The 21,100-nt window shown below is 66.6% G+C and carries 16 protein-coding genes; 10 read left to right on the top strand and 6 right to left on the bottom strand.

Going from position 1 to position 21,100, the window contains the following annotated elements:
• Window positions 1-48: 48 nt before the first annotated feature.
• A complete protein-coding gene (locus EFAMC2_RS06390) occupies window positions 49-1,401 on the top strand; it encodes an MATE family efflux transporter (protein ID WP_154028006.1) in 1,353 nt (450 codons plus the stop codon).
• Between the two features lie 452 nt (window positions 1,402-1,853).
• Here EFAMC2_RS06390 and EFAMC2_RS06395 read toward each other — a convergent pair whose 3' ends face one another.
• Both EFAMC2_RS06395 and EFAMC2_RS06400 read right to left on the bottom strand, forming a co-directional pair.
• On the bottom strand, window positions 1,854-2,975 hold the full coding sequence (locus tag EFAMC2_RS06395; RefSeq protein WP_154028007.1) for a 5-methyltetrahydropteroyltriglutamate--homocysteine S-methyltransferase: 1,122 nt from the start codon (window positions 2,973-2,975) through the stop codon (window positions 1,854-1,856).
• 267 nt (window positions 2,976-3,242) lie between these two features.
• Window positions 3,243-4,178 (bottom strand): alpha/beta fold hydrolase, encoded by a 936-nt coding sequence (locus EFAMC2_RS06400; RefSeq protein WP_187325197.1) that lies wholly within the window; start codon window positions 4,176-4,178, stop codon window positions 3,243-3,245.
• A 136-nt stretch (window positions 4,179-4,314) separates the two neighbouring features.
• On the opposite strand from EFAMC2_RS06400, the gene EFAMC2_RS06405 reads away from it, so the two are divergent.
• The 4 genes from EFAMC2_RS06405 (at window position 4,315) to EFAMC2_RS06420 (ending at window position 8,259) form a co-directional block, all read left to right on the top strand.
• On the top strand, window positions 4,315-5,223 hold the full coding sequence (locus EFAMC2_RS06405; RefSeq protein ID WP_154028009.1) for a substrate-binding periplasmic protein: 909 nt from the start codon (window positions 4,315-4,317) through the stop codon (window positions 5,221-5,223).
• A 129-nt stretch (window positions 5,224-5,352) separates the two neighbouring features.
• On the top strand, window positions 5,353-6,003 hold the full coding sequence (locus EFAMC2_RS06410) for an amino acid ABC transporter permease (protein ID WP_154028010.1): 651 nt from the start codon (window positions 5,353-5,355) through the stop codon (window positions 6,001-6,003).
• A 124-nt stretch (window positions 6,004-6,127) separates the two neighbouring features.
• A complete protein-coding gene (locus EFAMC2_RS06415) occupies window positions 6,128-7,525 on the top strand; it encodes an MFS transporter (protein ID WP_261980155.1) in 1,398 nt (465 codons plus the stop codon).
• A gap of 2 nt (window positions 7,526-7,527) precedes the next feature.
• A complete protein-coding gene (locus EFAMC2_RS06420; RefSeq protein WP_154028011.1) occupies window positions 7,528-8,259 on the top strand; it encodes a DUF554 domain-containing protein in 732 nt (243 codons plus the stop codon).
• A gap of 241 nt (window positions 8,260-8,500) precedes the next feature.
• On the opposite strand, the gene EFAMC2_RS06425 is transcribed toward EFAMC2_RS06420, so the two are convergent.
• Window positions 8,501-9,019, bottom strand: a complete 519-nt coding sequence (locus EFAMC2_RS06425) for a DUF2798 domain-containing protein (RefSeq protein WP_154028012.1) — start codon at window positions 9,017-9,019, stop codon at window positions 8,501-8,503.
• 258 nt (window positions 9,020-9,277) lie between these two features.
• Here EFAMC2_RS06425 and EFAMC2_RS06430 point away from each other — a divergent pair, with 258 nt between their 5' ends.
• The 4 genes from EFAMC2_RS06430 (at window position 9,278) to yihA (ending at window position 16,451) form a co-directional block, all read left to right on the top strand.
• Entirely contained in the window at window positions 9,278-11,866 is a 2,589-nt protein-coding gene (locus EFAMC2_RS06430) for an excinuclease ABC subunit UvrA (RefSeq protein WP_261980156.1), read from the top strand.
• A 181-nt stretch (window positions 11,867-12,047) separates the two neighbouring features.
• Entirely contained in the window at window positions 12,048-12,839 is a 792-nt protein-coding gene (locus EFAMC2_RS06435) for a sulfite exporter TauE/SafE family protein (RefSeq protein ID WP_154028013.1), read from the top strand.
• Between the two features lie 73 nt (window positions 12,840-12,912).
• A complete protein-coding gene (locus EFAMC2_RS06440; RefSeq protein WP_154028014.1) occupies window positions 12,913-15,573 on the top strand; it encodes a DEAD/DEAH box helicase in 2,661 nt (886 codons plus the stop codon).
• 284 nt (window positions 15,574-15,857) lie between these two features.
• The gene (gene yihA, locus EFAMC2_RS06445; RefSeq protein ID WP_154028015.1) at window positions 15,858-16,451 is read left to right on the top strand and encodes a ribosome biogenesis GTP-binding protein YihA/YsxC; all 594 of its coding nucleotides are present in this window, start codon (window positions 15,858-15,860) and stop codon (window positions 16,449-16,451) included.
• Between the two features lie 161 nt (window positions 16,452-16,612).
• Here the strand turns inward: yihA and EFAMC2_RS06450 are convergent, their stop codons facing one another.
• Window positions 16,613-17,599 (bottom strand): cation diffusion facilitator family transporter, encoded by a 987-nt coding sequence (locus EFAMC2_RS06450; protein WP_154028016.1) that lies wholly within the window; start codon window positions 17,597-17,599, stop codon window positions 16,613-16,615.
• Between the two features lie 157 nt (window positions 17,600-17,756).
• Between EFAMC2_RS06450 and EFAMC2_RS06455 the strand changes: the two genes are divergently transcribed.
• Window positions 17,757-17,903: a hypothetical protein gene (locus EFAMC2_RS06455; RefSeq protein WP_187325200.1), complete on the top strand. Its 147-nt coding sequence runs from the start codon at window positions 17,757-17,759 to the stop codon at window positions 17,901-17,903.
• 127 nt (window positions 17,904-18,030) lie between these two features.
• Here the strand turns inward: EFAMC2_RS06455 and EFAMC2_RS06460 are convergent, their stop codons facing one another.
• Both EFAMC2_RS06460 and EFAMC2_RS06465 read right to left on the bottom strand, forming a co-directional pair.
• The gene (locus EFAMC2_RS06460; protein WP_154028017.1) at window positions 18,031-19,167 is read right to left on the bottom strand and encodes a hypothetical protein; all 1,137 of its coding nucleotides are present in this window, start codon (window positions 19,165-19,167) and stop codon (window positions 18,031-18,033) included.
• A 253-nt stretch (window positions 19,168-19,420) separates the two neighbouring features.
• Window positions 19,421-21,097, bottom strand: a complete 1,677-nt coding sequence (locus EFAMC2_RS06465; RefSeq protein ID WP_154028018.1) for an aminotransferase class I/II-fold pyridoxal phosphate-dependent enzyme — start codon at window positions 21,095-21,097, stop codon at window positions 19,421-19,423.
• Window positions 21,098-21,100 lie beyond the last annotated feature (3 nt).

Below are 21,100 nucleotides of genomic sequence, written 5' to 3' on the forward strand. Positions count from 1 at the left end.
CCGGGGCCTGCCGCTCGCGAGGGCCCCGAGGCCGCTAGACTGAATCCCATGAAGACGCTTACCAAAGACATGACTACCGGCAGCCCCGTCAGGCACATCCTTGCCTTTGCCGTGCCGCTGTTCTTTAGCAACCTGCTGCAGCAGGTCTACAACATCGGCGACATGATGATCACGGGGTATAACCTGGGCGACTCCGCCATTGCCGCCATCGGTGCCACAAGCTCGTTCTACTCACTGCTGCTGAACTTCTCGTGGGGCCTCAATGGCGGCCACGGAATCGTCGTGTCGCAATGCTTTGGCTCCCACGACCGCGAGCGGCTCCGCTCCTCGGTGGCGGCGATGCTCGTGCTCAACGCCATCGGCACCGTGCTGCTCACGGCGCTCTCGCTCGCCCTGCTCCACCCGGCGCTCGACTTCCTCAACACGCCGGCAGAGATTTACGACCAGGCCTTTATCTACATCTTCATCACCTGCGCGGGCCTCTGCACCACGCTTGCCTTCAACATGCTGGCGGGATTCCTCCGCGCCGTGGGCAACAGCACCGTCCCGCTCTGGTTCCTGCTCGCATCGTGCCTCATCAACCTCGTAGCCGACCTCATCCTCATCGCGGGCCTGGGCTTTGGCATCGCGGTCTCGGCACTCACGAGCGTCCTGGGGCAGGCCTGTGCCTCGGCCCTCTGTGCCCGCTACATCTGGAAGCACTACCAAGACCTCCTGCCCAAGCGCGCCAACTTTGCCTGGGATCGGAAGCTCTACCTCGAGATGTTCACCACGGGCATCTCCATGGCGGCGATGAACTGCATCTACGCCGTGGGCTCGCTCGTGCTGCAGCGTGCCATCAACGCCCTGGGCAACGCCGTCATCACCGCCCAGGCCAGTGCCCAGCGCGTGGTGATGGTGCTCATGATGCCGCTCAACACCGTGTCCAACGCCGTCTCCGTGTTCGTGGGACAGAACTGGGGCGCGAGAGAGCCGGGCCGCATCCGAAGCGCGCTCAGGAAGTCCCTGTTCGTCGAGGTGGCATGGGGCCTCATCGCCGCTGCGCTCGTGTTCCTATGCGGCCGGGAGATGATCGCGCTGCTCACGGCCACCACCGATGCGGACGTCCTGGCAAACGCGGTCATGAACCTGCGCATCAACTTCGTGTTCTTCCCGGCGCTTGGCGTGCTGCTGTGCCTGCGGATGGCCATGCAGGCCATGGGCCACAAGATCGCGCCGCTCTTCTCGAGCGGCCTCGAGCTTGCGTTCAAGGTTGTGAGCTCGCTGTTCGTCACTCCGCTCCACGGCTATGTGGCCGCAAGCTTCACCGAGCCAGCCTCCTGGCTCGCGTGCGCGCTGCTCCTTGGCAGCATCTACCTCGCGCACCCGTTTGTGGGGAGTGTGGCGACCAAGGCCGAGTGACCAGGGGCAAGCCCAGCCCAAGAGAGGCGCACTTGCCCAGCGCCCGCCATGCGACTGCCCGAAAAATGCCCTTACGCCCCTACGCTGCAACGACATACCAATACATACCAGGGCTCCGATTGCAAGCCTTGGAAGCACGGAAAGCGTTTGATAGCATGCTCCGGCACACTCAAACGCCCAAACGCACCACACCCGAAGCTCAAACGCACAGGGACCCGGACAATCGTCCGGGTCCCTTTTGCTTAGACGAATAGCTTGGGAACCGTCCGCCCGGCGGCGGAGGCCACGCGCCTCGTAGCCGGACTGCCCCAAAGCCTGAGCCATCTGGCTCAAAGCCAGGGCCGCTCGATCCAATTCAGCCAGGAGGCACTCGAGCCAAAGCCAGGGCTACTTGCCAACCATACCGGGTGTGGGGACGCCCCAAGGAGGAGGCACTCGAGCCAAAGCCGGGGCTACTTGCCCCAAACCTCCTCGGCAATCTCCTTGACAAGGGCAAGCTTGGCCCACTGCTGCTCCTCGGTGAGCTTGTTGCCAATCTCGCAGCTCGCGAAGCCGCACTGCGGGGAGAGGCAGAGGTTCTCCAGCGGCACGTACTTGGCAGCCTCGTGGATGCGCGCGATGACGGTGGCCTTGTCCTCGAGCTCGGGGAACTTGCTCGTGATGAGACCAAGCACAACCTTCTTGCCCGCGGCAACCTCAGCAAGCGGCGCAAAGCCACCGGAGCGCTCGTCGTCGAACTCGAGATAGAACGCGCCCACGTTCTCCTTGGCAAAGAGGAAGGGGGCCACCTTGTCGTAGGGGCCACTGCCGGCATAGGCGGAGTGGTAGTTGCCGCGGCAGACGTGCGTGGTCACCACGAGGTCCTCGGGCAGGTCCTGGAGGGCGAGGTTGTTGACCTTGAGGTACTTGGCGGCCTCGTCCTCCACGGTCACGTCTCCCACGGAGCGAGACTTCCAGTAGCCCTCGTCCACGATCATGCCCCAGGTGCAGTCGTCGAGCTGGATGTTGCGGCAACCGGCGTCGTAGAGGTCGCGAATCACGGTACGGTAGGCGGCGCCCAGGTCCTCGAGCAGGTCATCGAGGTTGGGGTAGACGGCCTCCGTCTTACGGATGTGATCCTCGTCGCGGAAGAGCTCGCAGAGCGTCTGCGCAGGCGCCGGGATGGTCTGCTTGGCAACGACGCCGTCCTCCTCGAGGGCATGCACGAACTTGTAGTCCTCCACGAACGGGTGGTTCTCGCCAGAGATCTTGCCGGAGACCTCGGCGGAGCCGTGCGTGGTCTCCTCGCCGTGGAAGAAGTAGCCGTGATCGAGTTCGACGTGCTCGATGCCCTGCAGCCCCCACATGAAGTCGAGGTGCCAGTAGCTGCGGCGGAACTCGCCGTCGGTGATGACCTGATAGCCGGCGGCCTTCTGCTTGGCCACGAGGTCGCGGATGGCCTCGTCCTCGACGACGCACAGCTGGGCCGCGTCGATGACGCCGGCCTCGTGGTCAGCGCGGGCCTGCTTGAGGACGTCCGGGCGCAGGAAGCTGCCAACGTAGTCGTAGCGGAAGGGCGAGTGCAGGGTGCTCATAGGGGGTCTCCCATCGTTTGAGGCGCGGGGCTCAGGTCCCCGCACTGCGGGTGCTTGTTTGACGAGGACCAGCCTACCGGGTTGGTGAGCCAACGGGAAATACCCTTTGTGGATGTTCATGCATAGTTTGTTCCTATGCATGACTCGAAGGGGGCACCAGCGTCGCCCTATCGACCGGGCGACGGGCATATCGCGCAGAACCCCGCCCACAAGGGCACGGGTCGCGTCACGCGAGTCTTTACCGAGGTGAGCGGCAGTCCTCGCTCTCTACGACGCGCTCCGCACGAAGGCGCGCACCTTGGCGCGGATCTCGTCCGAATGCCCCACGAGCGCGTGCCCGCCGGTCTCGAACTGCACGAGCTCGCAGCCGGGAATCCGGTCGGCAGCTGCATCGGCGTCTGCCCCGCTCGTCATCTTGTCGCCCCTCGCCCTGAGCATGAGCGCCGGCACCGACAGCCCCTCGAGCTGATAGCTGTCGTAGTTGCGAGCCATGTCCACATCGGTGACCGAGAGGTCAAGCTCCACGCCGCGCCGGCGCTCCGCCACAGGCAGCATGCGGTCGGCCGCGGACATGGGCAGCCCCGTCACCGCGGCCAAAAGCGGCGCCACGAGGTAGAGGCCCAGGTCCGTCAGCAGCGGCGCCGGCAGACGCACGCCCGAGGGAGCCTTTGAGGGCACCCCGGCAGGCGGCATCAGCGCGGAGCGCAGGATGAGTCCCCTCACGCGCTCCGGATGGTCGAGGGCGAGTCGCAGGGCAGACGCGGCGCCCCCAGAGGTTGCCACCACGAAGGCGCGCTCGACGCCAAGCTCATCTAGAAGCTCCACATAGGCCCGGGCTTGATCGGCAGGCGTGCCCTCGCCGGCAACGTCGCTCCCCAGATAGCCAAACCGCGAGGGCGCAATCACCCGGAAGCCCGGCCCAAAGTCGCGGCAGGCATCCAGCCCCCGGTCTGCCCCGCCAAAGGTGCCGTGGATGGAAAGCAGGGGCACCAGCTCGGGGCTCTCCCCCGCCACCACCTCGGAGCGTGGGCGGTCCCCTGTGGACTCGTCGAGGTAGGTCATCTCCCCGCAGCCAAGGTGCGCCGTCTTAAGGGCCATGCGTCCCAGGTGCTCCCGGGCCACGCCCGTTGCGCTCCAGCACAGCGCCGTCCGGCATGCAATATAGAAGACCAGCGCGGCAACCAACACGTTTATGAGAGCCATCGGATTCCCCCTCCCGGCACCCCGCATGCCGTGCGGGGCCCGCCTGCGTTAGCGCTCGCTAACAGGATAAGCTCGCCGCGTCCCCGGCGCCCGCCTACGCTATGATGTTGGGCTCCGCTACAAGGAAGGGTTCAGCATGAGCAACTCTCAGCACACTGTCTCGCACACCACCGGCCTCACGCGCCGCAACTTCCTCGCCCTTATGGGCCTTGGCGCCATCGCCACCCCGCTTGCCCTCACCGCCTGCGGCAACTCCCAGGCGAGTGACGCCGCCACCACCGAGGCGGCCACCACGGCTGCCGCCACCGACATCACGGGCCTCCATCTCACCTTCGTTGGCGACGATGCCTTCGCGCCGTTCCGCTCCCTGCAGCCGCAGGCAGACGGCAGCCAGAAGCTCGCGGGCCTCGACATCGACGTCGTAGACGAGATGGCCAAGCGCCTCGGCTTTGCCTACACCTTCGAGGCGCAGGACTTTGCCGCCACCCTCGCATCCGTACAGGGCAGCAACGACGCCTTCACCATGCCGATGAGCGCCAACGACGAGCGCAAGCAGACCTTCGACTTCACGCGCGGCTACTATCAGCCGCTCGTGGGCGCGCTCTCCAAGGGCGGCAATGCGCTCGAGAGCCTCGACGCCCTCAAGGGCAAGAAGCTCACCTGCACCACGGGCACCGTGCAGAACAAGTTCATCACCTCCGCCCTGCCCGACAACGAGTTCACAACCTTCGACGGCGGCGACCAGTGCCTGCAGGAGGTGCTCGCCGGCCGCGTCGACGTCTATATCTGCGACGGCGCCGAGGGCCTCGCCATGCAGCAGGCCAATCCCGAGACCGTGCTGGGGCTGCTGCCGGCGGAGGAGACGGACCAGTACGTGAGCGTCTACCGCATCATGGCCAAGAAGGGCGCCGCCTTCATCCCGGCGTTCAACAAGTGCGTGGGCGAGATGATCGCCGACGGCACCATGGACCAGTTCATCGCCAAGTGGACGAACGAGAGCTTCGTCTGGGGCGACAAGGCCGCCGAGGCCGCCAGCGCCGAGTAATGTTGGATAGGGGACAGACCCTTTTCCAACTTTTCTGAAAGCGCGGGACAATAGCCCCACCCAACAGCACGACCACTGCGGGCCGGCCCGGGACAACACCCGACCGGCCCGCCCTCGAATCGAGGCCAGATGTCGCTGAACTTCCAGCTCATAGCGCCCTACCTCTCGATGTTCTGGGGAGGCTTGGCCGTTACCCTCAAGGTGACGGCCGGCTCGCTCGTGTTGGCGTTTGCGCTGGGCGCCGCCATCGCCGTGCTCAAGGTGCTTCCCTGCCGTCCCCTGCGCCTCGTGCTGGGCTTCTACACCTCCATCTTTAGAGGCGTGCCCCTTATCGTGCTGCTGTTCATGGCCTACTTCGCAACTCCGCAGCTCACGGGCTACAAGATCTCGATGTTTGCCGCCGGCGTGCTCACGCTGGGCCTCAACGGCTCCGCCACGGTGTCCGAGACGCTCCGCGGCGGCATCGAGGGCGTGGACCCCGGACAGGCGGACGCCGCCCGAGCGCTCAGCGTGCCCTACGCACCCACGATGCTGCACATCATCATCCCGCAGGCCCTGCGCTCCGTGGTGCCGGCGCTCGTCAACGAGGTCATCACCGTGCTCAAGAGCTCGGCGCTCGTCTCGGTCATCGGCCTCATGGACCTCATGCGCGCGGCCGAGAGCATCCAGGCCTTCACCTACCGCGCCTTCGAGCCGTTCTTCATTGCGGCAATCATCTACTACGTCATCGTCATGGCCCTCAGCGCCCTCGGCCGCCTCTGGGAGCGCTCGCTCAAGTAGACAAGGGCAAGTGGGGCGCGCCTCGCATACGAGGTATTCGAACCTTCCATGGCCATTCTGGTGCTGTTGGCCGAGAAACGGGTCTATTCTTCTCGCCGTACTCCAGATTAGAAGGGTTCTCAGTATGAGCGAGAGCATTGAGGCCACCGCACCCAAGCAGCCAACGCACGAGCACCACAGCGCCATCCCGGGGCTTCTGGCCTCGGTGGCCATGTTCATCGTCTGCATGGACACGTTCATCACCAACGTTGCACTCCCCACCATCGAGGCCGAGCTCGGCGGCGGCATGGCGGCCCAACAGTGGGTGGTCGACGGCTACACGCTGCCCTTTGCCACGCTTCTGCTCCTCGCCGGTAACCTCTCGGACCGTCATGGCTCCAAGCGCATCTTTGGCCTGGGCATGGCCTTGTTCTGCGCGGCATCGCTCGTCTGCGGCACGGCGCTCAACATCGTGACGCTCGTGCTGGGGCGCGCGCTGCTGGGCATCGGAGCCGCCCTCGTGCTCCCCTCGAGCATGGCCCTCATCAAGGAGGGCTACCCCGACGGCCCCAGCCGCTCCAAGGCCCTTGCGTTCTGGGGCATCGGGGGCTCGGTCGCCACGGCGGTGGGCCCCATCCTCGGTGGCATCCTCGTGCCCATCCACTGGAGCCTCACCTTCCTCATCAACATCCCGTTCTGCCTCGCCATCCTCGTCCTCGTCCCCAGGCTCAAGCCCTCGCCCTGCACGCGCGTGCCGTTCGACTTCCTGGGCCAGGCGCTCGCCATCGTGGGCCTCGGCTGCTTCGTGGGCGGCATCATCGAGGGCGGCTCCGAAGGCTTCCTCGGCTTCCCGGCCATCCTGCTCGCCGTGGGCGTCGCGTCCTGCGCGGCCTTCATCTGGTCCCAGTCCCGCGCCAGGTACCCGATGATGCCCCTCTCCCTCTTTGACTCGCGCGACATGCGCATGGCGATGCTCGGCGGCTTCTCGATAATTCTCAACTGGAACGGCCTCGTGTTCATCAGCACGCTCGCCCTCCAGCAGCACCTGGGCCTCTCCCCCTTCGTCAGCGGCATGGCCTTCGTGCCGTGCGCCTTCACCGGCGTCATCGGCAACCTCATGAGCGACCGCCTCATCGGCGGCAAGGGGTTCCGCTACGCCCTGCTCGTGGGCTTCAGCTGCATGCTCGCGGGCTTCGCCGTCCTCATCGTAGGCTCGCGGGACATCACGCTCGCGCACGTGGCAGCCGGCACCATCGTCGTGGGCTTTGGCGGCGCCATCGGCACGCCGGCACTCTCCGCCCTCGTGCTGAGGAGCGCGCGCACAGACCAGGGCGGCATCGCCAGCGCCGCGTTCAACACGATGCGCCAGGTGGGAGGCGCCCTGGGCGTGGCCGTCTTTGGCGTCTACGCCACGGTGCTCCCCAGCTTTGCCGACGGCCTTACGGCGGCCTTCTCCACCTCGCTTTTGCTGGTGGTGGCCATGTTCGTCTATGCTCTTCACTCCAAGACACTCGGAACGAAGCCAGCATCAGACGGAAAGTAGCCATGCCAACGGGAGTCCTCATCAACGCAAGCGCCGTACTCGTGGGAGGTCTGCTTGGTGTGGGCCTCGGCCGCTTTGTGCCCAAGGAGCTGCGGGCAACGCTCAACCTCATGTTTGGCCTCTGCTCCATGGCCATGGGCGTCTCGCAGATCGCGGGCCTCTCCGCGCTCGCACCGCTCGTGCTCTCCATCATCCTGGGCGCAGGGGTGGGCTGCGCCATGCACTGGGAGCGCGCCATCGCCAAGGCCGCCGGCAAGCTGCGCGGCCCCCTCAACGCGCTTTTGAGGTCCGACGGCGTCGCGGGCGTCGCCCAGGACGAGTGGATGGCCCGCTACGTGGCGGCCGTCGTGCTGTTCTGCGCCTCGGGCACCGGCATCTACGGCGCCATGCAGGAGGGCCTCTCCGGAGACCCCTCAATCCTTGTCACCAAGGCGGTGCTGGACTTCTTCACGGCGATGATCTTTGCCTGCGACCTCGGCATCATGCTGCCGCTCGTTGCCGTGCTGCAGCTGGCGGTGCTGCTTGTGCTCTACGCCCTCGCAGGCGTCATCCTGCCGCTCACGGACGCGGGCATGATCGCCAACTTCAAGGCCACGGGCGGCATCCTCATGCTTGCCACGGGCTTCCGCATTACGCAGATCAAGAACTTCCCCATGGCCGACATGCTGCCCGCCATGATCTTCGTCATGCCGCTGACGGCCTGGTACGTGGGCTCCATCGTTCCCCTTCTGTAGGGAGGGACGCGCGAGGGCAAGGGTGCCGGACTCCGCGGACGCAGATGCGGCCACCGCCAATTCGGCGACAACCGCATCTGAGACAAGCGAGGCGCAGACGGGTTCGACGAACCCCATCGCCGCCTTCTTCTCGTGGCTTGGTTCTATCTTTGGGCTGAAGCCGGGCGAACGCCTGCGGGCAAGGCGCCTCCGACGTCTTGCCCGCAGGCCCCAACAGCCCAGGCAGCAGCCCGTCTGTACCCTACTCGGCGTCCAGCGGAGCTGCGAGCACCGTGCCCATCGGGAACGCGCGACGGAAGACCAGGCGAGCGATGGGACCGGCGATAAGCAGGTTCCACGGCAGGGCCATGATGAAGTTGAAGCAGATGTTGGTGAGCCACATCGGCAGCAGGCTCGGCAGGAGCGCCGCGATGCCGCCCGGCATGTGCAGGCCGGCCTCAAGGCAGCCATAGAGCGACATGATGACCACCATCGGCACCACCATGCAGCTGCTCACGGCCAGCGTCATGGCCACAGGCGAGCTCTTGCCCGGAGTCACGAGGTGCTTGAACGCAAAGCCCTTCGCAAGAGGAGAGGCAACGAACCAGTCGCAAAGCATCGCGAAGATGTACGCGGGCGGCATACCCATCCAAGCCTGAGCCAGGACATCCAGGCCGATGTGACCCTCCATTCGGGCGATGTTGTAAATCGACATCCAGAGGACCATCAGGAAGCACATGATGAAGGTGAAAATGAGGCTCTCGCGCTTGTTGGTAGGCACAGGCAGGCGTCCTTTCTTGACGTTATGGGCTGCGAACCGTTGCAGCGAGCGGGTACGCTAGCACGAAAACTCGCGCCCGTGTAATAGCCCAAAACAAAAAAAGCACGCAGTGAGGACAGCCCGGGCGCGCAGGCCCTCCGCGCGCCCGGGCTGCGTATTATGCGGAGGACGCGCATGGAAAACGCCGGCCGCAGCGACCGGAACCGCCGCGGGCAAGGCGTCTCGAGCGGTACCATGACCGGCGAAGAAGGGAGCCCCATGGCACAGATGGTCCGGCACGCGGGCGGCAATTCCGCGCAACCCACCCCCACGCACATCGAGATCCGCGGCGCGCGCGTACACAACCTCAAGAACGTGGACCTGGACATCCCGCTCGGCAAGCTCGTGGGCATCGCCGGCGTGTCGGGCTCGGGCAAGAGCTCGCTCGCCCTGGGCGTCCTCTATGCCGAGGGATCGCGCCGCTACCTCGAGGCACTCTCCACCTACACGCGCCGACGCCTCACGCAGGCGGGTCGCGCCCAGGTGGACGACGTTCGCTACGTGCCCGCCGCCCTCGCCCTGCACCAGCGCCCCGCCGTGCCAGGCGTGCGCTCCACCTTTGGCACGATGTCCGAGCTGCTCAACAGCCTGCGCCTGCTGTTCAGCCGCTGCGGGTCCCACGCCTGCCCGCACTGCGGCGCCCATGTGCCGCCCACCCTCGCCGTAGCCGCCGAGCAGCCCATCACCTGCACCTCCTGCGGAGAGACCTTCTATGGCCCCGGCGCCGAGGACCTCGCCTTCAACAGCGGCGGCGCCTGTCCCACCTGCGGAGGCACCGGCGTGCAGCGCGTGGTGGACGAGGCCTCGCTCGTGCCCGACGAGTCCATCTCGATCGACGACGGCGCCGTCAAGCCCTGGGGCAGTCTCATGTGGGACCTCATGAAACAGGTGTGCGCGGCCATGGGCGTTCGCACCAACGTCCCGTTCTGCGAGCTCACGCCCGAGGAGCGCGACATCGTCTTCCACGGCCCCGCCGTCAAGAGGCACATCCTCTACCGGGCCAAGTCCTCGGACGACTTCGCCGAGCTCGACTTCACCTACTACAACGCAGTCTACTCGGTGGAGAACGCCCTCGCCAAGGTCAAGGACGAGAAGGGCCTCAAGCGCGTGGCGCGCTTCCTCAAGGAGGGCCCCTGCCCAGACTGCGGAGGCACCCGCCTCTCAGCAGCCGCACGGGCACCGAGGGTCCGCGGCATCAACCTCGCCCAGGCGTGCGAGATGACCCTCGACGACCTCTCCGAGTGGGTGACCGGCGTGTCCGAGACCCTACCCGAGGACATGCGACCCATGGCCGTGCGCATCTGCGAGAGCTTTGCCGACACGGCACGACGCCTGCTCGAGCTGGGCCTCGGCTACCTCTCGCTCGACCGCGCGGGCGCCACCCTCTCCACCGGCGAGCGGCAGCGCGTGCAGCTCGCGCGCTCCGTGCGCAACCGCACCACCGGCGTGCTCTATGTGCTCGACGAGCCCAGCATCGGCCTGCATCCCGCCAACATCGACGGGCTGCTCGGCGTCATGCGCGACCTCCTCGCCGACGGCAACTCCGTGGTGATGGTGGACCACGACACCCGCATCCTCGCCGAGGCCGACTGGCTCGTGGAGATGGGCCCGGTTGCCGGCGCGGGCGGCGGCCGCGTCATCGCCGAGGGCACGGTGGACGAGGTCTCGCATGACCCCAAGAGCCGCATCGCGCCTTTCCTCGCCAATGCGGGACGCGGGAGAGACGCCCTCGCCGGCACGGAAAGCAGCCGAGACCTCTCCACGCACCCGGCAGGCGCCGATTCAACGCCCGAGGTCGCGTGCGAATTCGACCCGTTTGACCTGGGGCGCATTCACCTTGAGACAAACGCCATCCACACCGTGAAGCCCCTGTCGGTCGACATCCCGCGCGGCAGGCTCGTCGTGGTGACCGGCGTCTCGGGCTCCGGAAAGACCACGCTCGTGCTCGAGAGCCTCATCCCGGCCCTCAACGCCGCGGCGGCAGGCACGCCGCCGCCCGCGCACGTGTGCGGCGTCGAAGCCGAGGGCATACGGCGCGCCGAGCTCATCGACTCCTCGCCCATCGGCATCAACGTGCGCAGCACGGTGGCAACCTACGCCGGCGTCCACGACGAGCTTCGTCGCGCCTTCGCGCGCACGGAGGATGCCAAGCAGGCCGGGTACAAGGCTGGCGACTTCTCCTACAACACCGGCAAGCTGCGCTGCCCCACCTGCGACGGCACGGGACAGATATCGCTCGACGTGCAGTTCCTCCCAGACGTAGACATCCCCTGCCCAAGCTGCAGGGGCTCGCGCTACGCGGCCTTCGCAAGCGCCATCAGGCGCACAAGCAAGGACGGCAGCGCCCTCTCGCTCCCGCAGCTCATGGCCATGAGCGTGGACGAGGCCATCGAGGCAACGCTGGGCCTCAAGCGCGTCCAGACCAGGCTCCAGACCCTGAGCAGCCTGGGGCTTGGCTACCTCACGCTGGGTGAGGCCACGCCTGCGCTCTCCGGCGGCGAGGCGCAGCGCCTCAAGCTCGCGAGCGAGATGGGACGCGCCCAGGACGATACGGTCTTCGTGTTCGACGAGCCCACCATCGGCCTGCATCCGCTCGACGTGCAGACGCTGCCCGGCGTGTTCGACGGGCTCGTCTCACGCGGAGCCACCATCGTGGTCATCGAGCACGACCTGGACGTCATCCACGCGGCAGACTACGTGATTGACCTCGGGCCCGGCGGCGGGGAGCACGGCGGGCGCATTGTGGCAACGGGCACGCCCAAGCAGATTGCCGAGAATCCCGAGAGCGTCACCGGGCGCTACCTGTAGGAGGGCTGCGGCTAGGCGCTCGTCCTGGACCGGCCGATGGAGCTCTCGTCCGCAATCACGTGCACACCCGGCCGTCCCGCTTACGCGCGCCTGACACGGCTGGGCGCGCAGCGTCATACACTGGGCGAGAACGTTTTCACCACCGCGGGCGCCATCGGGCGCCCGCCCACCCGAGGCGCACATGATCTCCTATGCCCTGCTCATCGCCGTCTGCTTTCTCGCCTGCGTCCTGGGCCCCACCTGCGGCATCGGCGGCGGCGTCATCATCAAGCCCGCCATCGACGCGCTGGGGCTCATGGGCGTGAACGCCGCGAGCTTCCTGTCTGGCATCACCGTGCTCGCCATGGCCGCCTTTACCGTCGCGCGCCGGGTTCGCGCCAATACGCTGCAGGTAGACATGCATACCATGCTGCCCATCTGCCTCGGCTCCGCCTGTGGCGGCGCGCTTGGCAAGGCCCTGTTCACGGCCGTCTCCCACCAGCTTGACAACCCGGCCCTCGTGGGTGGCGCCCAGGCGGGTCTGCTCCTCGCGCTCACGGCGCTCTCGATCTTCTACACCCTCGAGAAGGACCGGCTTCCGCACCCCCGGCTCGGAGGCATGCCCGCCCGCGCTGCGCTCGGCGTCCTCTCGGGCGCCGTCTGGTCGTTCCTCGGCATCGGCGGAGGGCCGTTCAACCTCGTACTCCTCGTCTTCTTCCTCGATATGGACACGCTTGCCGCCTCGCAGGCCTCGCTACTCATCATCGCCTTCTCCCAGACGGCGGGGCTTGTCTCCATGCTGGCGGCGGGCACCATCCCCGGCTTTTCGCCCGCCGACCTCGCTGGCATGATTGCGGCCGCCATCGCCGGGTCGCTCGGCGGCATGACCCTCTCGGGCGTCATCGAGGACGCCGCGCGAAACCGGCTCTACCTCTTCGCCCTCGCGCTCATCGCCCTCATCTGCGCCCACAACCTCGTGAGCTTCCTCGGCTAGCGCCTCGCGATGCCACGGCGCGGGCGCGATATGATTGGTCAGATGCAACCTCACCACGACAAACGGGACGCACATGGCAGAGACGGCAGACAACGCAGCAACCACAGACCCCACCGTGCCCGGCTCGCTCGGCGAGCTCGTGCCAGACCTCTGGTTCGACCCCGAGGAATGGCCCGACTACGAGCCCGAGCCGCCCCTCGACCCAGACGTCGCCCTCGAGCGCTACCTGGACTGGTGCGCGGGCCGCGGCATGGAGCTTTGGCCCCACCAGGAAGAGGCCCTGCTCGACCTTGCCGCGGGCGACCACGTAATCCTTGGCACGCCCACGGGCTCCGGCAAGTCCATGGTGGCCCTGGGCCTTGCCTACCTCACCATCTGTCAGCACAAGCGCGCCTACTACACCGCACCCATCAAGGCCCTCGTGTCCGAAAAGTTCTTTGACCTTGTGGAGGTGCTGGGGCGCGACAACGTGGGCATGATCACCGGCGACACGCGCATCAACACGCAGGCGCCCGTCATCTGCTGCACGGAGGAAATCCTCGCCAACCAGGCCCTGCGCGAGGGCGCCGCCAGCGACGTGGCCGCCGTGGCCATGGACGAGTTCCACTTCTTTGGCGAGGCCGACCGTGGCTGGGCCTGGCAGGTGCCCCTGCTGGCCCTCCCCCACACGCAGTTCCTCCTCATGAGCGCCACGCTGGGCGACACGGGCGCCATCTCCGCCGCCCTCGAACGGCAGACCGGACGCGCGGTGGACGAGGTCAAGGACGCCGAGCGTCCCGTGCCCCTCACCTACCAATACGTGGACACCGCCCTCGAGGGCACGGTCGAGCTGGCCCTGCGCGACGGCGATGCCCCCATCTACATCGTGCACTTTGCGCAGGATGCCGCCCTCAACACGGCACAGAGCCTCGCGAGCTACGGCGTGGCCACCAAGGAGCAGCGCGACGCTGTGAAGGAGGCCTGCAAGGGCACCCGCTTCACCACGGCCTTCGGCAAGACCCTCCAGCGCCTGCTTGGCTGCGGTGTGGGCGTGCACCACGCGGGCATGCTGCCGCGCTACCGCCTGCTGGTGGAGAAGCTTGCCCAGCAGGGCCTGTTGCCCGTCATCTGCGGCACCGACACCCTGGGCGTGGGCATCAACGTGCCCATCCACACCGTGCTGCTCACGGCGCTCACCAAGTACGACGGCCACCGCCAGCGCCGCCTGCGCTCGCGCGAGTTTCACCAGATTGCGGGCCGCGCGGGGCGTGCCGGCTTCGACACCGAGGGGCGCGTCATCGCCGAGGCTCCCGAGCATGACATCGAGTATGCAAAGGCCCTGCTCAAGGCCGGCGGCGACGTCAAGAAGCAGCGCAAGGTCAAGAAGAAGCGCCCGCCCGAGGGCTTCGTGGGTTGGAACAAGGACACCTTCGAGAAGCTCACGGTGGCCCCGCCCGAGACGCTCGTGCCGCGCCTGCGCATCACCAACTCGATGATTCTCGCCGAGACCGAGCAGGGAGGCGACGCCCGCGGCCGCGTCATGCGCCTTATCGCGGACTCCCTCCAGACAGACGCCGAGAAGGTGGCCCTCGTGGCGCGTGCCGACGAGATCTTCGCCACCCTCATCGACGCCGGCGTCATCGTGCGCGAGGACTTCCCCGATGCCGTCGACGCCATCTCGCCCGAGCTTGCCGAGACACTGCCCACCGCTGCGACCTCGCCCTTCGCCTCGCCCGCCACGTACAGCCTCACCGTCGACCTTCCCGATGACTTCGCGCTGGACCAGCCGCTCTCGCCCTTCCTGCTCGCGGCGCTGGAGCTGCTGGACCCGGAGAGCGACACCTACGACATGGACCTCATCTCCATGGTGGAGGCCACGCTCGAGGATCCCTACCAGGTGCTCCGCGCCCAGGAGCGCGAGGCGCGCGGACGCGCCCTCGCGGAGATGAAGGCCGAGGGCATCGACTACGACGAGCGCATGGACAAGTTGCAGGAGATCACGTATCCCAGGCCGCTCGAGGACGAGCTCGACGCCGCGTTTGGCACGTACTGCGAGAAGGTCCCCTGGGCGCGCGACTACTGCCTCCGCCCCAAGTCCGTCCTGCGCGACATGCTCGAGACTGCCGCGGACTTCAAGACCTATATCCAGCACTACAAGCTCGCCCGCTCCGAGGGGACGCTGCTGCGTTACCTCTCCGACGCCTGGCGCGTGCTGGACCGCACCATCCCCACCGACAAGCGCTCCGAGAGCCTCGATGACATCGTGGCCTGGCTCGGCTTCATCGTCCGCACCACGGACTCCAGCCTCGTGGACGCCTGGGAGGCGGCCGGCGAGGTGCCCGAGGACCTGCCGCCCACCGCGAAGGAGGCCGTCGTCAAGGACCGCCACGGCCTTACGGTGCTCGTGCGCAACGCCCTGTGGCGCCGTGTGCGGCTGTTCCGCGCGGAGGAGATACCCACGCTCGGAGACCTGGACCAGCCCTGGGGCATGGGCGAGCGCAAGTGGCGCGAGGTGTTGGAGGAGTTCCACGCCGCCCACGACGAGCTGCTGCTCGACGCCGACGCCCACAGCTCGAAGTACTTCCTCGTAGACGAGAGCGAGGAGCAGTCCGACCACATCTGGCACGTCACGCAAATCTTCCACGACGCAGACAGCGACAACGACTTCCAGATCCAGGCCGACCTTGATCTCGATGCCACCCAGGAGCAGGGCGAGCCCATCTTCAAGAACTACCGTGCCGGCTCCCTCCTGTAATTGGAGACATGTAATTGGGGACAGATTCTTTTGCAAGGTATCTGCACTTGGGGGACAGCGCGTCTGCTCGGGAGTGAGGGCAAGGCGGCAATCCCCCCCATTTTCAGGTTTCTTGTAAAAGGGTCTATCCCCCAACGCAAGCGGAGATTCCGCGAGTACGCGTTGGACATCGTCGCCGCAGCTTCGCACCCTCGGGTAGACTCATGAGCCTGACATGTATGACACGCGCGCAAGGCAGGCCACCCATCCCAACCGCCGCCCACGCGCCGAGAAACGGAGCCGAGATGGCCAAGAAGCTCAACTACAACCTCGCACAGTTCACCTGGTCTGCCGGAACGGCCGCCCAGCTGCCCAAGCCCGGACGCCCCGAGATCGCCTTCGTCGGCCGCTCCAACGTGGGCAAGTCCTCCATCATGAACAAGCTCTTTAACCGCAAGAACCTCGTGAAGGTCTCCGCCAAGCCGGGCAAGACCATCAACATCAACTTCTTCGACGTCCAGGGTGTGGACTTCGTCGACCTACCCGGCTACGGCTACGCTCGCGTCTCCGGCGCCGAGCAGGAGCGCTGGGTCAAGCTCATGGCCGACTACTTCGAGATGGAGCGCAACCTCCGCCTCGTGGTGGCGCTCGTGGACATCCGCCACGACATGCAGCCACTCGACGAGAACATGGTGGACTACCTGCTCAAGCTCGAGCACCCGTTCTGCATCGCCTTCACCAAGGCCGACAAGCTCGCAAAGAGCAAGCAGGCCGCGCAGGCAAAGGCACTCGCGCGCCAGTTCACCCTGCCGAGCAACGTGCCCTACGTCATCACCTCAGCCGCCAACGGCTCCGGCATGGACGAGCTCAAGGGCATCATCGAGGCGAGCCTGAAGTAACGAGAGCAGCCTCGGACCATACGCGCCGCGCCCCTCGCACCGCCGCGCCACCACTACCGCCAAGCAAAACGCATCGAGGCGGCCCCGCACCCGCGAGGTCGCCTCGATTCATACCTGCCCCATCGCGCTCCCGTAAACCCGCAGGCCATCACTGGCGCGCCCTACCGCCTGCCTTCGTCAATCCCATCGGGCACGCCGGCCCCCTCGAACACGCCGCCCTCGCCACTCTTGGTAACCACCGGATCCCAATGCAGCGTCAGCATGATGCCATCGTGCTCGAGCGAATGCCTCTCGATGGCATCGAGCACCGCGTGCGCCTCGAGGGGATTCTCCTCGGCGGCCATCACCACGTGGGCACTGGCGAACTTACGGCCCGGACCATAGTCATGCACCATGAGCCCATGCATGTCCAGCACCCCCGGACGGCTCAGGATCTCGTTGCGAATGTGGGCCACGAGCTCGGGAGAGGGCGCCTCGCCCAGGAGGGTATCCACCGTCTCGTGCACGAGCCCAAGGCCGCTCACCAGCACGAAGATGCCCAGCGCAAGGCCCACCCAGCCGTCAATCTGTATGCCCGTGAGCTGCGAGACCAGCGTGCAGGCCAGCACGGCAAGGGTCGAGAGGGCATCGTTACGCGAATCGGTCGCCGTCGCGGCAAGGGTCTCGGATTCAATGCGGTGCCCGAGCGTCTTGTTGAACCCCATCATCCACGCCTTCACGGCCACGGACAACAGCATCACCACAACGAGCGCCCAGCTGAACTCCACCGGCTCCGGCACCGCGATTCGCTCGACGCCCGAGCGCGCAAGTTCGATGCCCACAGCTGTGACCAGCACTGATATGACAAGCCCCGCAAGGTACTCGAAGCGTCCGTGCCCATACGGATGGCCCTCGTCTGCCGGTCGGCTTGCCAGCTTGAAGCCAATCAGGCTCACCACGTTACTCGACGCGTCGCTCAAGTTGTTGACGGCGTCCGCCACGATAGAGACAGATCCCGCCGAAAGGCCGATGGCACCCTTCGCGGCGCAAAGCAGCAGGTTGCAGACAATCCCCACCACGCCGGCGAGTATGCCGTATCCCACGCGCACCTGCGGGTCATCCACCTTGCCATAGTTCTTGACGAACATCCGCGAAAGCCAGTCGGTCATGCCATCGCCCCTCTCATGTGCTCATGCCTCTCGCGCGCCCGCCACCCTTGGGCTAGTTCCCCCAGGGTCTGGCGCCCTTAGGGCCGCCCCCTCACGCACTCGCCCCCCGGCGCGCCCATTCCTCTCCAAATCAGACACTCTACCGCTCGCCGAGGTCATGCCTCACGCCGGCACGGACCTCGCTAACGTTCCCGAGGTCATGAAGTATGCCGCGAGCGTCCGCATGACTCCGGTGAAGGAGAAGGCCGACAAGGGCGAGACCGGCGTTGCCGCGGGCAAGGGTTTCTACGAGTACAAGAAGTAAGACGAGAGGCCCGCTCAAGGCGCCACGAGGCCCGCCACGCAAAGGCCCCGCAAGCTCATCGCGAGCTTGCGGGGCCTTTTGCCAGGCAGAGACTATCGGTGCTGTCGGTCAGACAGCGCGGCCCGAGCTAGTCGCGGTAACCGCCACGGTTGCCGGAGAAGCCACCGCGGTTGCCGCCGAAGCCGCCACGACGGTCATCGCGACGGTCGCCGCCGCGGTTGCCGGAGAAGCCGCCGCGGTTCCCGCCGAACCCGCCACGATCGCCACCGCGGTCATAGCCGCCACGGTTGCCGCCGCGGTCATAGCCGCCACGGTTGCCGCCGAAGCCGCCACGACGGTCATCGCGACGGTCGCCGCCGCGGAAGCCCCCGCGGTCGCCGCCACGGCCGCCGAAGCCCCCGCGGTTGTCGCGATCGCCATAGCCGCCACGACGGTCATCGCGACGGTCGCCGCCGCGGAAGCCCCCGCGGTCGCCGCCACGGCTGTCGCGACCACCAAAGCCACCATGGCCGCCACGGTCGCCACCGCGGCCGCCGAAGCCGCCGCGACCGCCACGGTCACCACCGCGGTCGCCACCGCGGCCGCCAAAGCCGCCGCGACCGCCACGGTCGCCGCCGCGGCCAAAGCCGCCACGGCCGCCACGATCCTCGCGCGGCTCGTCGAGACCCATGGCCACGAGCGGGTCAATCACCTTATCGAGCAGGGAAAGAAGCTGCTCGGTCTCCTCCTCGGAGAGGCCCGGAACCAGGTCGTCGCCCTTGCGGCCCTCGGCCTCGGCGCGCTCGACGGCGTCCTCGCCGGCGAACACGACAACCTTGCGCATGTCGGGCTCCTCCGGCTCAACGCGGGCCACGATGTCCTTGGCCTCGGCGTCGGCCATCAGGGAGTCGAGCTCGCGCAGGCGCATGCCCAGCAGGTCAGACATCTCCTTCTGGTCCATCTTGGGCTTGAGCTCGAGGAGCTTCAGGGCACGAACCAGGCTGGCCGTCTTCTCCTTCTTCTCCTCGGCGGCACGCTCGAGGGAAACGCGGCGACGGAACAGCAGGTTCTCGGCACGCTTCACCTTGGCGAAGAGCTTCTCGTTCTCGTCCTGCTCCTCGGCCTCCTCGGCGCTATCGTCAGAATCCTCGGCGTCCTCGGTCTCGTCGGCCTCAGCCTCGACCTCGACGTCCTCCTCGACGACCTCGTCCTCAACGCCCTGGTCGGTCGTCTCGTCCAGCATCTCGTCGCTCTCGTTCAGGTTCTCGTTCTCGAAATCAGACATTACGTCTCCTTCTTGCGTCTTCCGACGCGTCAAACGGCGCTTCCGCGCCATCCGTGCCGGATTCCTCAACTTCTGATCATCCGTGTCATTCGTCTTGACCCCTTCCAGGGTGCCCGGCACCAAATGGACAGTCTAGGGGGCGCGAGGAATAATTATCCCCGCGCCCCCATATTCATCGGAAATGCTTCTTTATTCAGAAGACTTGCAAAAGGGTCTGTCCCCCATGGCAAGCTCGGGTGTCCTTAATGGCACGCTACTGGCGGTAGGTGCTGAGGAAGTCGGCGATGTCTTCCATGCACTCGCGCAGCACGCGACGACGCGGCAGGTAGACCACGCGGAAGTGATCTGGCTTGCCCCAGTTGAAGCCCTTGCCCGGCACGATCAGCACGCGCTTCTCGTGCAGCAGATCCAGCGCAAACTGCTCGTCGTCCGTGATGCCAAAGCGCTCGATGTCAATCTTCGGGAAGATGTAGAACGCCGCCTTGGGCTTCACGGCCGTGATGCCGTCAATCTCGTTGAGGCCCTTGTACACGCAGTCGCGCTGCTCGTAGATGCGGCCGCCCGGCACGATGTAGTCGTTCACGCTCTGGTGGCCCCACAGGGCGGTCTGCACGATGGACTGCGCCGGCACGTTGGAGCACAGGCGCATGTTGGAGAGCATGTTGATGCCCAGAATGAGGTCGCGGGCGCAGCGCTTGTTGCCCGAGAGCACCATCCAGCCGATGCGGTAGCCGGCGATCATGTGGCTCTTGGAGAGGCCCGAGAACGTCACACAGAACAGGTCCGGCGCCAGACTGGCGATGGAGACGTGCTCGAGGCCGTCCATGACGAGGCGGTCATAGATCTCGTCGGAGAAGATGATGAGCTGATTCTCGCGCGCCACCTGGACAATCTCCTCGAGCACCTCACGCGGGTAGAGGGCGCCGGTGGGGTTGTTGGGGTTGATGATGACGATGGCCTTCGTGCGCGGGGTCACCTTGGCACGGATATCGTCGATGTCGGGGTACCACTCGGCCTGCTCGTCGCAGAGGTAATGGACGGGTGTGCCGCCGGCGAGGGTGGCGCAGGCGGTCCACAGCGGGTAGTCAGGGCTGGGGATGAGGATCTCGTCGCCGTTGTCCAGCAGCGCCTGCAAGGACAGGTTGATGAGCTCGGAGACGCCGTTGCCGGTGTAGATGTCGTCCATGCCCACGTTGGGCAGCTGCTTGATCTGGGCGTACTGCATGATGGCCTTGCGCGCGGAGAAGAGGCCGCGCGAGTCCGAGTAGCCCTCGCACTCGGGCAGCTGGTAGCGCATGTCCTGCACAACCTCGTCGGGTGTGCGGAAGCCAAAGGGCGCGGGGTTGCCGATGTTGAGCTTGAGGATGCGCGTGCCCTCGGCCTCCATGCGGGCCGCCTCATCCACGACGGGGCCACGGACGTCATAGAGCACGTTGTCGAGCTTTGAGGACTTCTTGAACTGACGCATGGAGATGCTCCCTTGGGTGGAGGTGTGATGGGAATCGGCCGCGGGCGACGCGCCCGGGGTCGCGGCTGCAGGCCGCGCAGTAGCTCGCTCGCCATCGGGCTTCGGACCGTCGCCGCGAGCCTTCTGCCCGTCGGCGTTGGTGGCCGACCCGTCGCTGGCGCCCTCGGGGGCACGGCCATCATCCGCCGGCCCAAGACAACCGTCGCCCTTTGGCCCTTCGCCAGCACCCGCCGGCTCAAAGTCGCCCGCTCCCTCGCGCAGCCATGCCTCGGGAACGTCGAGGATGCGCGCGAGCAGCGCGGCGGGGGCCGGCCTCGGGACGGTCTTGCCGCTCACGTATTGGCTTACCTGGCTCTTGCCAAGGTGGCCGCCCGCCTCTGCGGCGGCGCGGACGAGGTCGGACTGCTTGAGGCCGCGAGCCTCCATCGCGGCTCTCAGCCGGGATGCGAACTCGTTTTCCATGCC

Origin of the sequence: Olsenella uli (assembly GCF_901212655.1) — a bacterium.
Taxonomy (GTDB): Bacteria; Actinomycetota; Coriobacteriia; order Coriobacteriales; family Atopobiaceae; genus Parolsenella; species Parolsenella uli_A.

Bases quoted from the DNA above. Each gene is read 5' to 3' on its own strand.
- EFAMC2_RS06465 (WP_154028018.1), bottom strand. From the start codon at position 21,097: ATGGAAAACGAGTTCGCATCCCGGCTGAGAGCCGCGATGGAGGCTCGC.
- EFAMC2_RS06400 (WP_187325197.1), bottom strand. From the start codon at position 4,178: ATGGCTCTCATAAACGTGTTGGTTGCCGCGCTGGTCTTCTATATTGCA.
- EFAMC2_RS06390 (WP_154028006.1), top strand. From the start codon at position 49: ATGAAGACGCTTACCAAAGACATGACTACCGGCAGCCCCGTCAGGCAC.
- EFAMC2_RS06415 (WP_261980155.1), top strand. From the start codon at position 6,128: ATGAGCGAGAGCATTGAGGCCACCGCACCCAAGCAGCCAACGCACGAG.
- yihA (WP_154028015.1), top strand. From the start codon at position 15,858: ATGGCCAAGAAGCTCAACTACAACCTCGCACAGTTCACCTGGTCTGCC.
- EFAMC2_RS06455 (WP_187325200.1), top strand. From the start codon at position 17,757: ATGCCTCACGCCGGCACGGACCTCGCTAACGTTCCCGAGGTCATGAAG.
- EFAMC2_RS06405 (WP_154028009.1), top strand. From the start codon at position 4,315: ATGAGCAACTCTCAGCACACTGTCTCGCACACCACCGGCCTCACGCGC.
- EFAMC2_RS06460 (WP_154028017.1), bottom strand. From the start codon at position 19,167: ATGTCTGATTTCGAGAACGAGAACCTGAACGAGAGCGACGAGATGCTG.
- EFAMC2_RS06410 (WP_154028010.1), top strand. From the start codon at position 5,353: ATGTCGCTGAACTTCCAGCTCATAGCGCCCTACCTCTCGATGTTCTGG.
- EFAMC2_RS06450 (WP_154028016.1), bottom strand. From the start codon at position 17,599: ATGACCGACTGGCTTTCGCGGATGTTCGTCAAGAACTATGGCAAGGTG.
- EFAMC2_RS06420 (WP_154028011.1), top strand. From the start codon at position 7,528: ATGCCAACGGGAGTCCTCATCAACGCAAGCGCCGTACTCGTGGGAGGT.
- EFAMC2_RS06435 (WP_154028013.1), top strand. From the start codon at position 12,048: ATGATCTCCTATGCCCTGCTCATCGCCGTCTGCTTTCTCGCCTGCGTC.
- EFAMC2_RS06395 (WP_154028007.1), bottom strand. From the start codon at position 2,975: ATGAGCACCCTGCACTCGCCCTTCCGCTACGACTACGTTGGCAGCTTC.
- EFAMC2_RS06430 (WP_261980156.1), top strand. From the start codon at position 9,278: ATGGCACAGATGGTCCGGCACGCGGGCGGCAATTCCGCGCAACCCACC.
- EFAMC2_RS06440 (WP_154028014.1), top strand. From the start codon at position 12,913: ATGGCAGAGACGGCAGACAACGCAGCAACCACAGACCCCACCGTGCCC.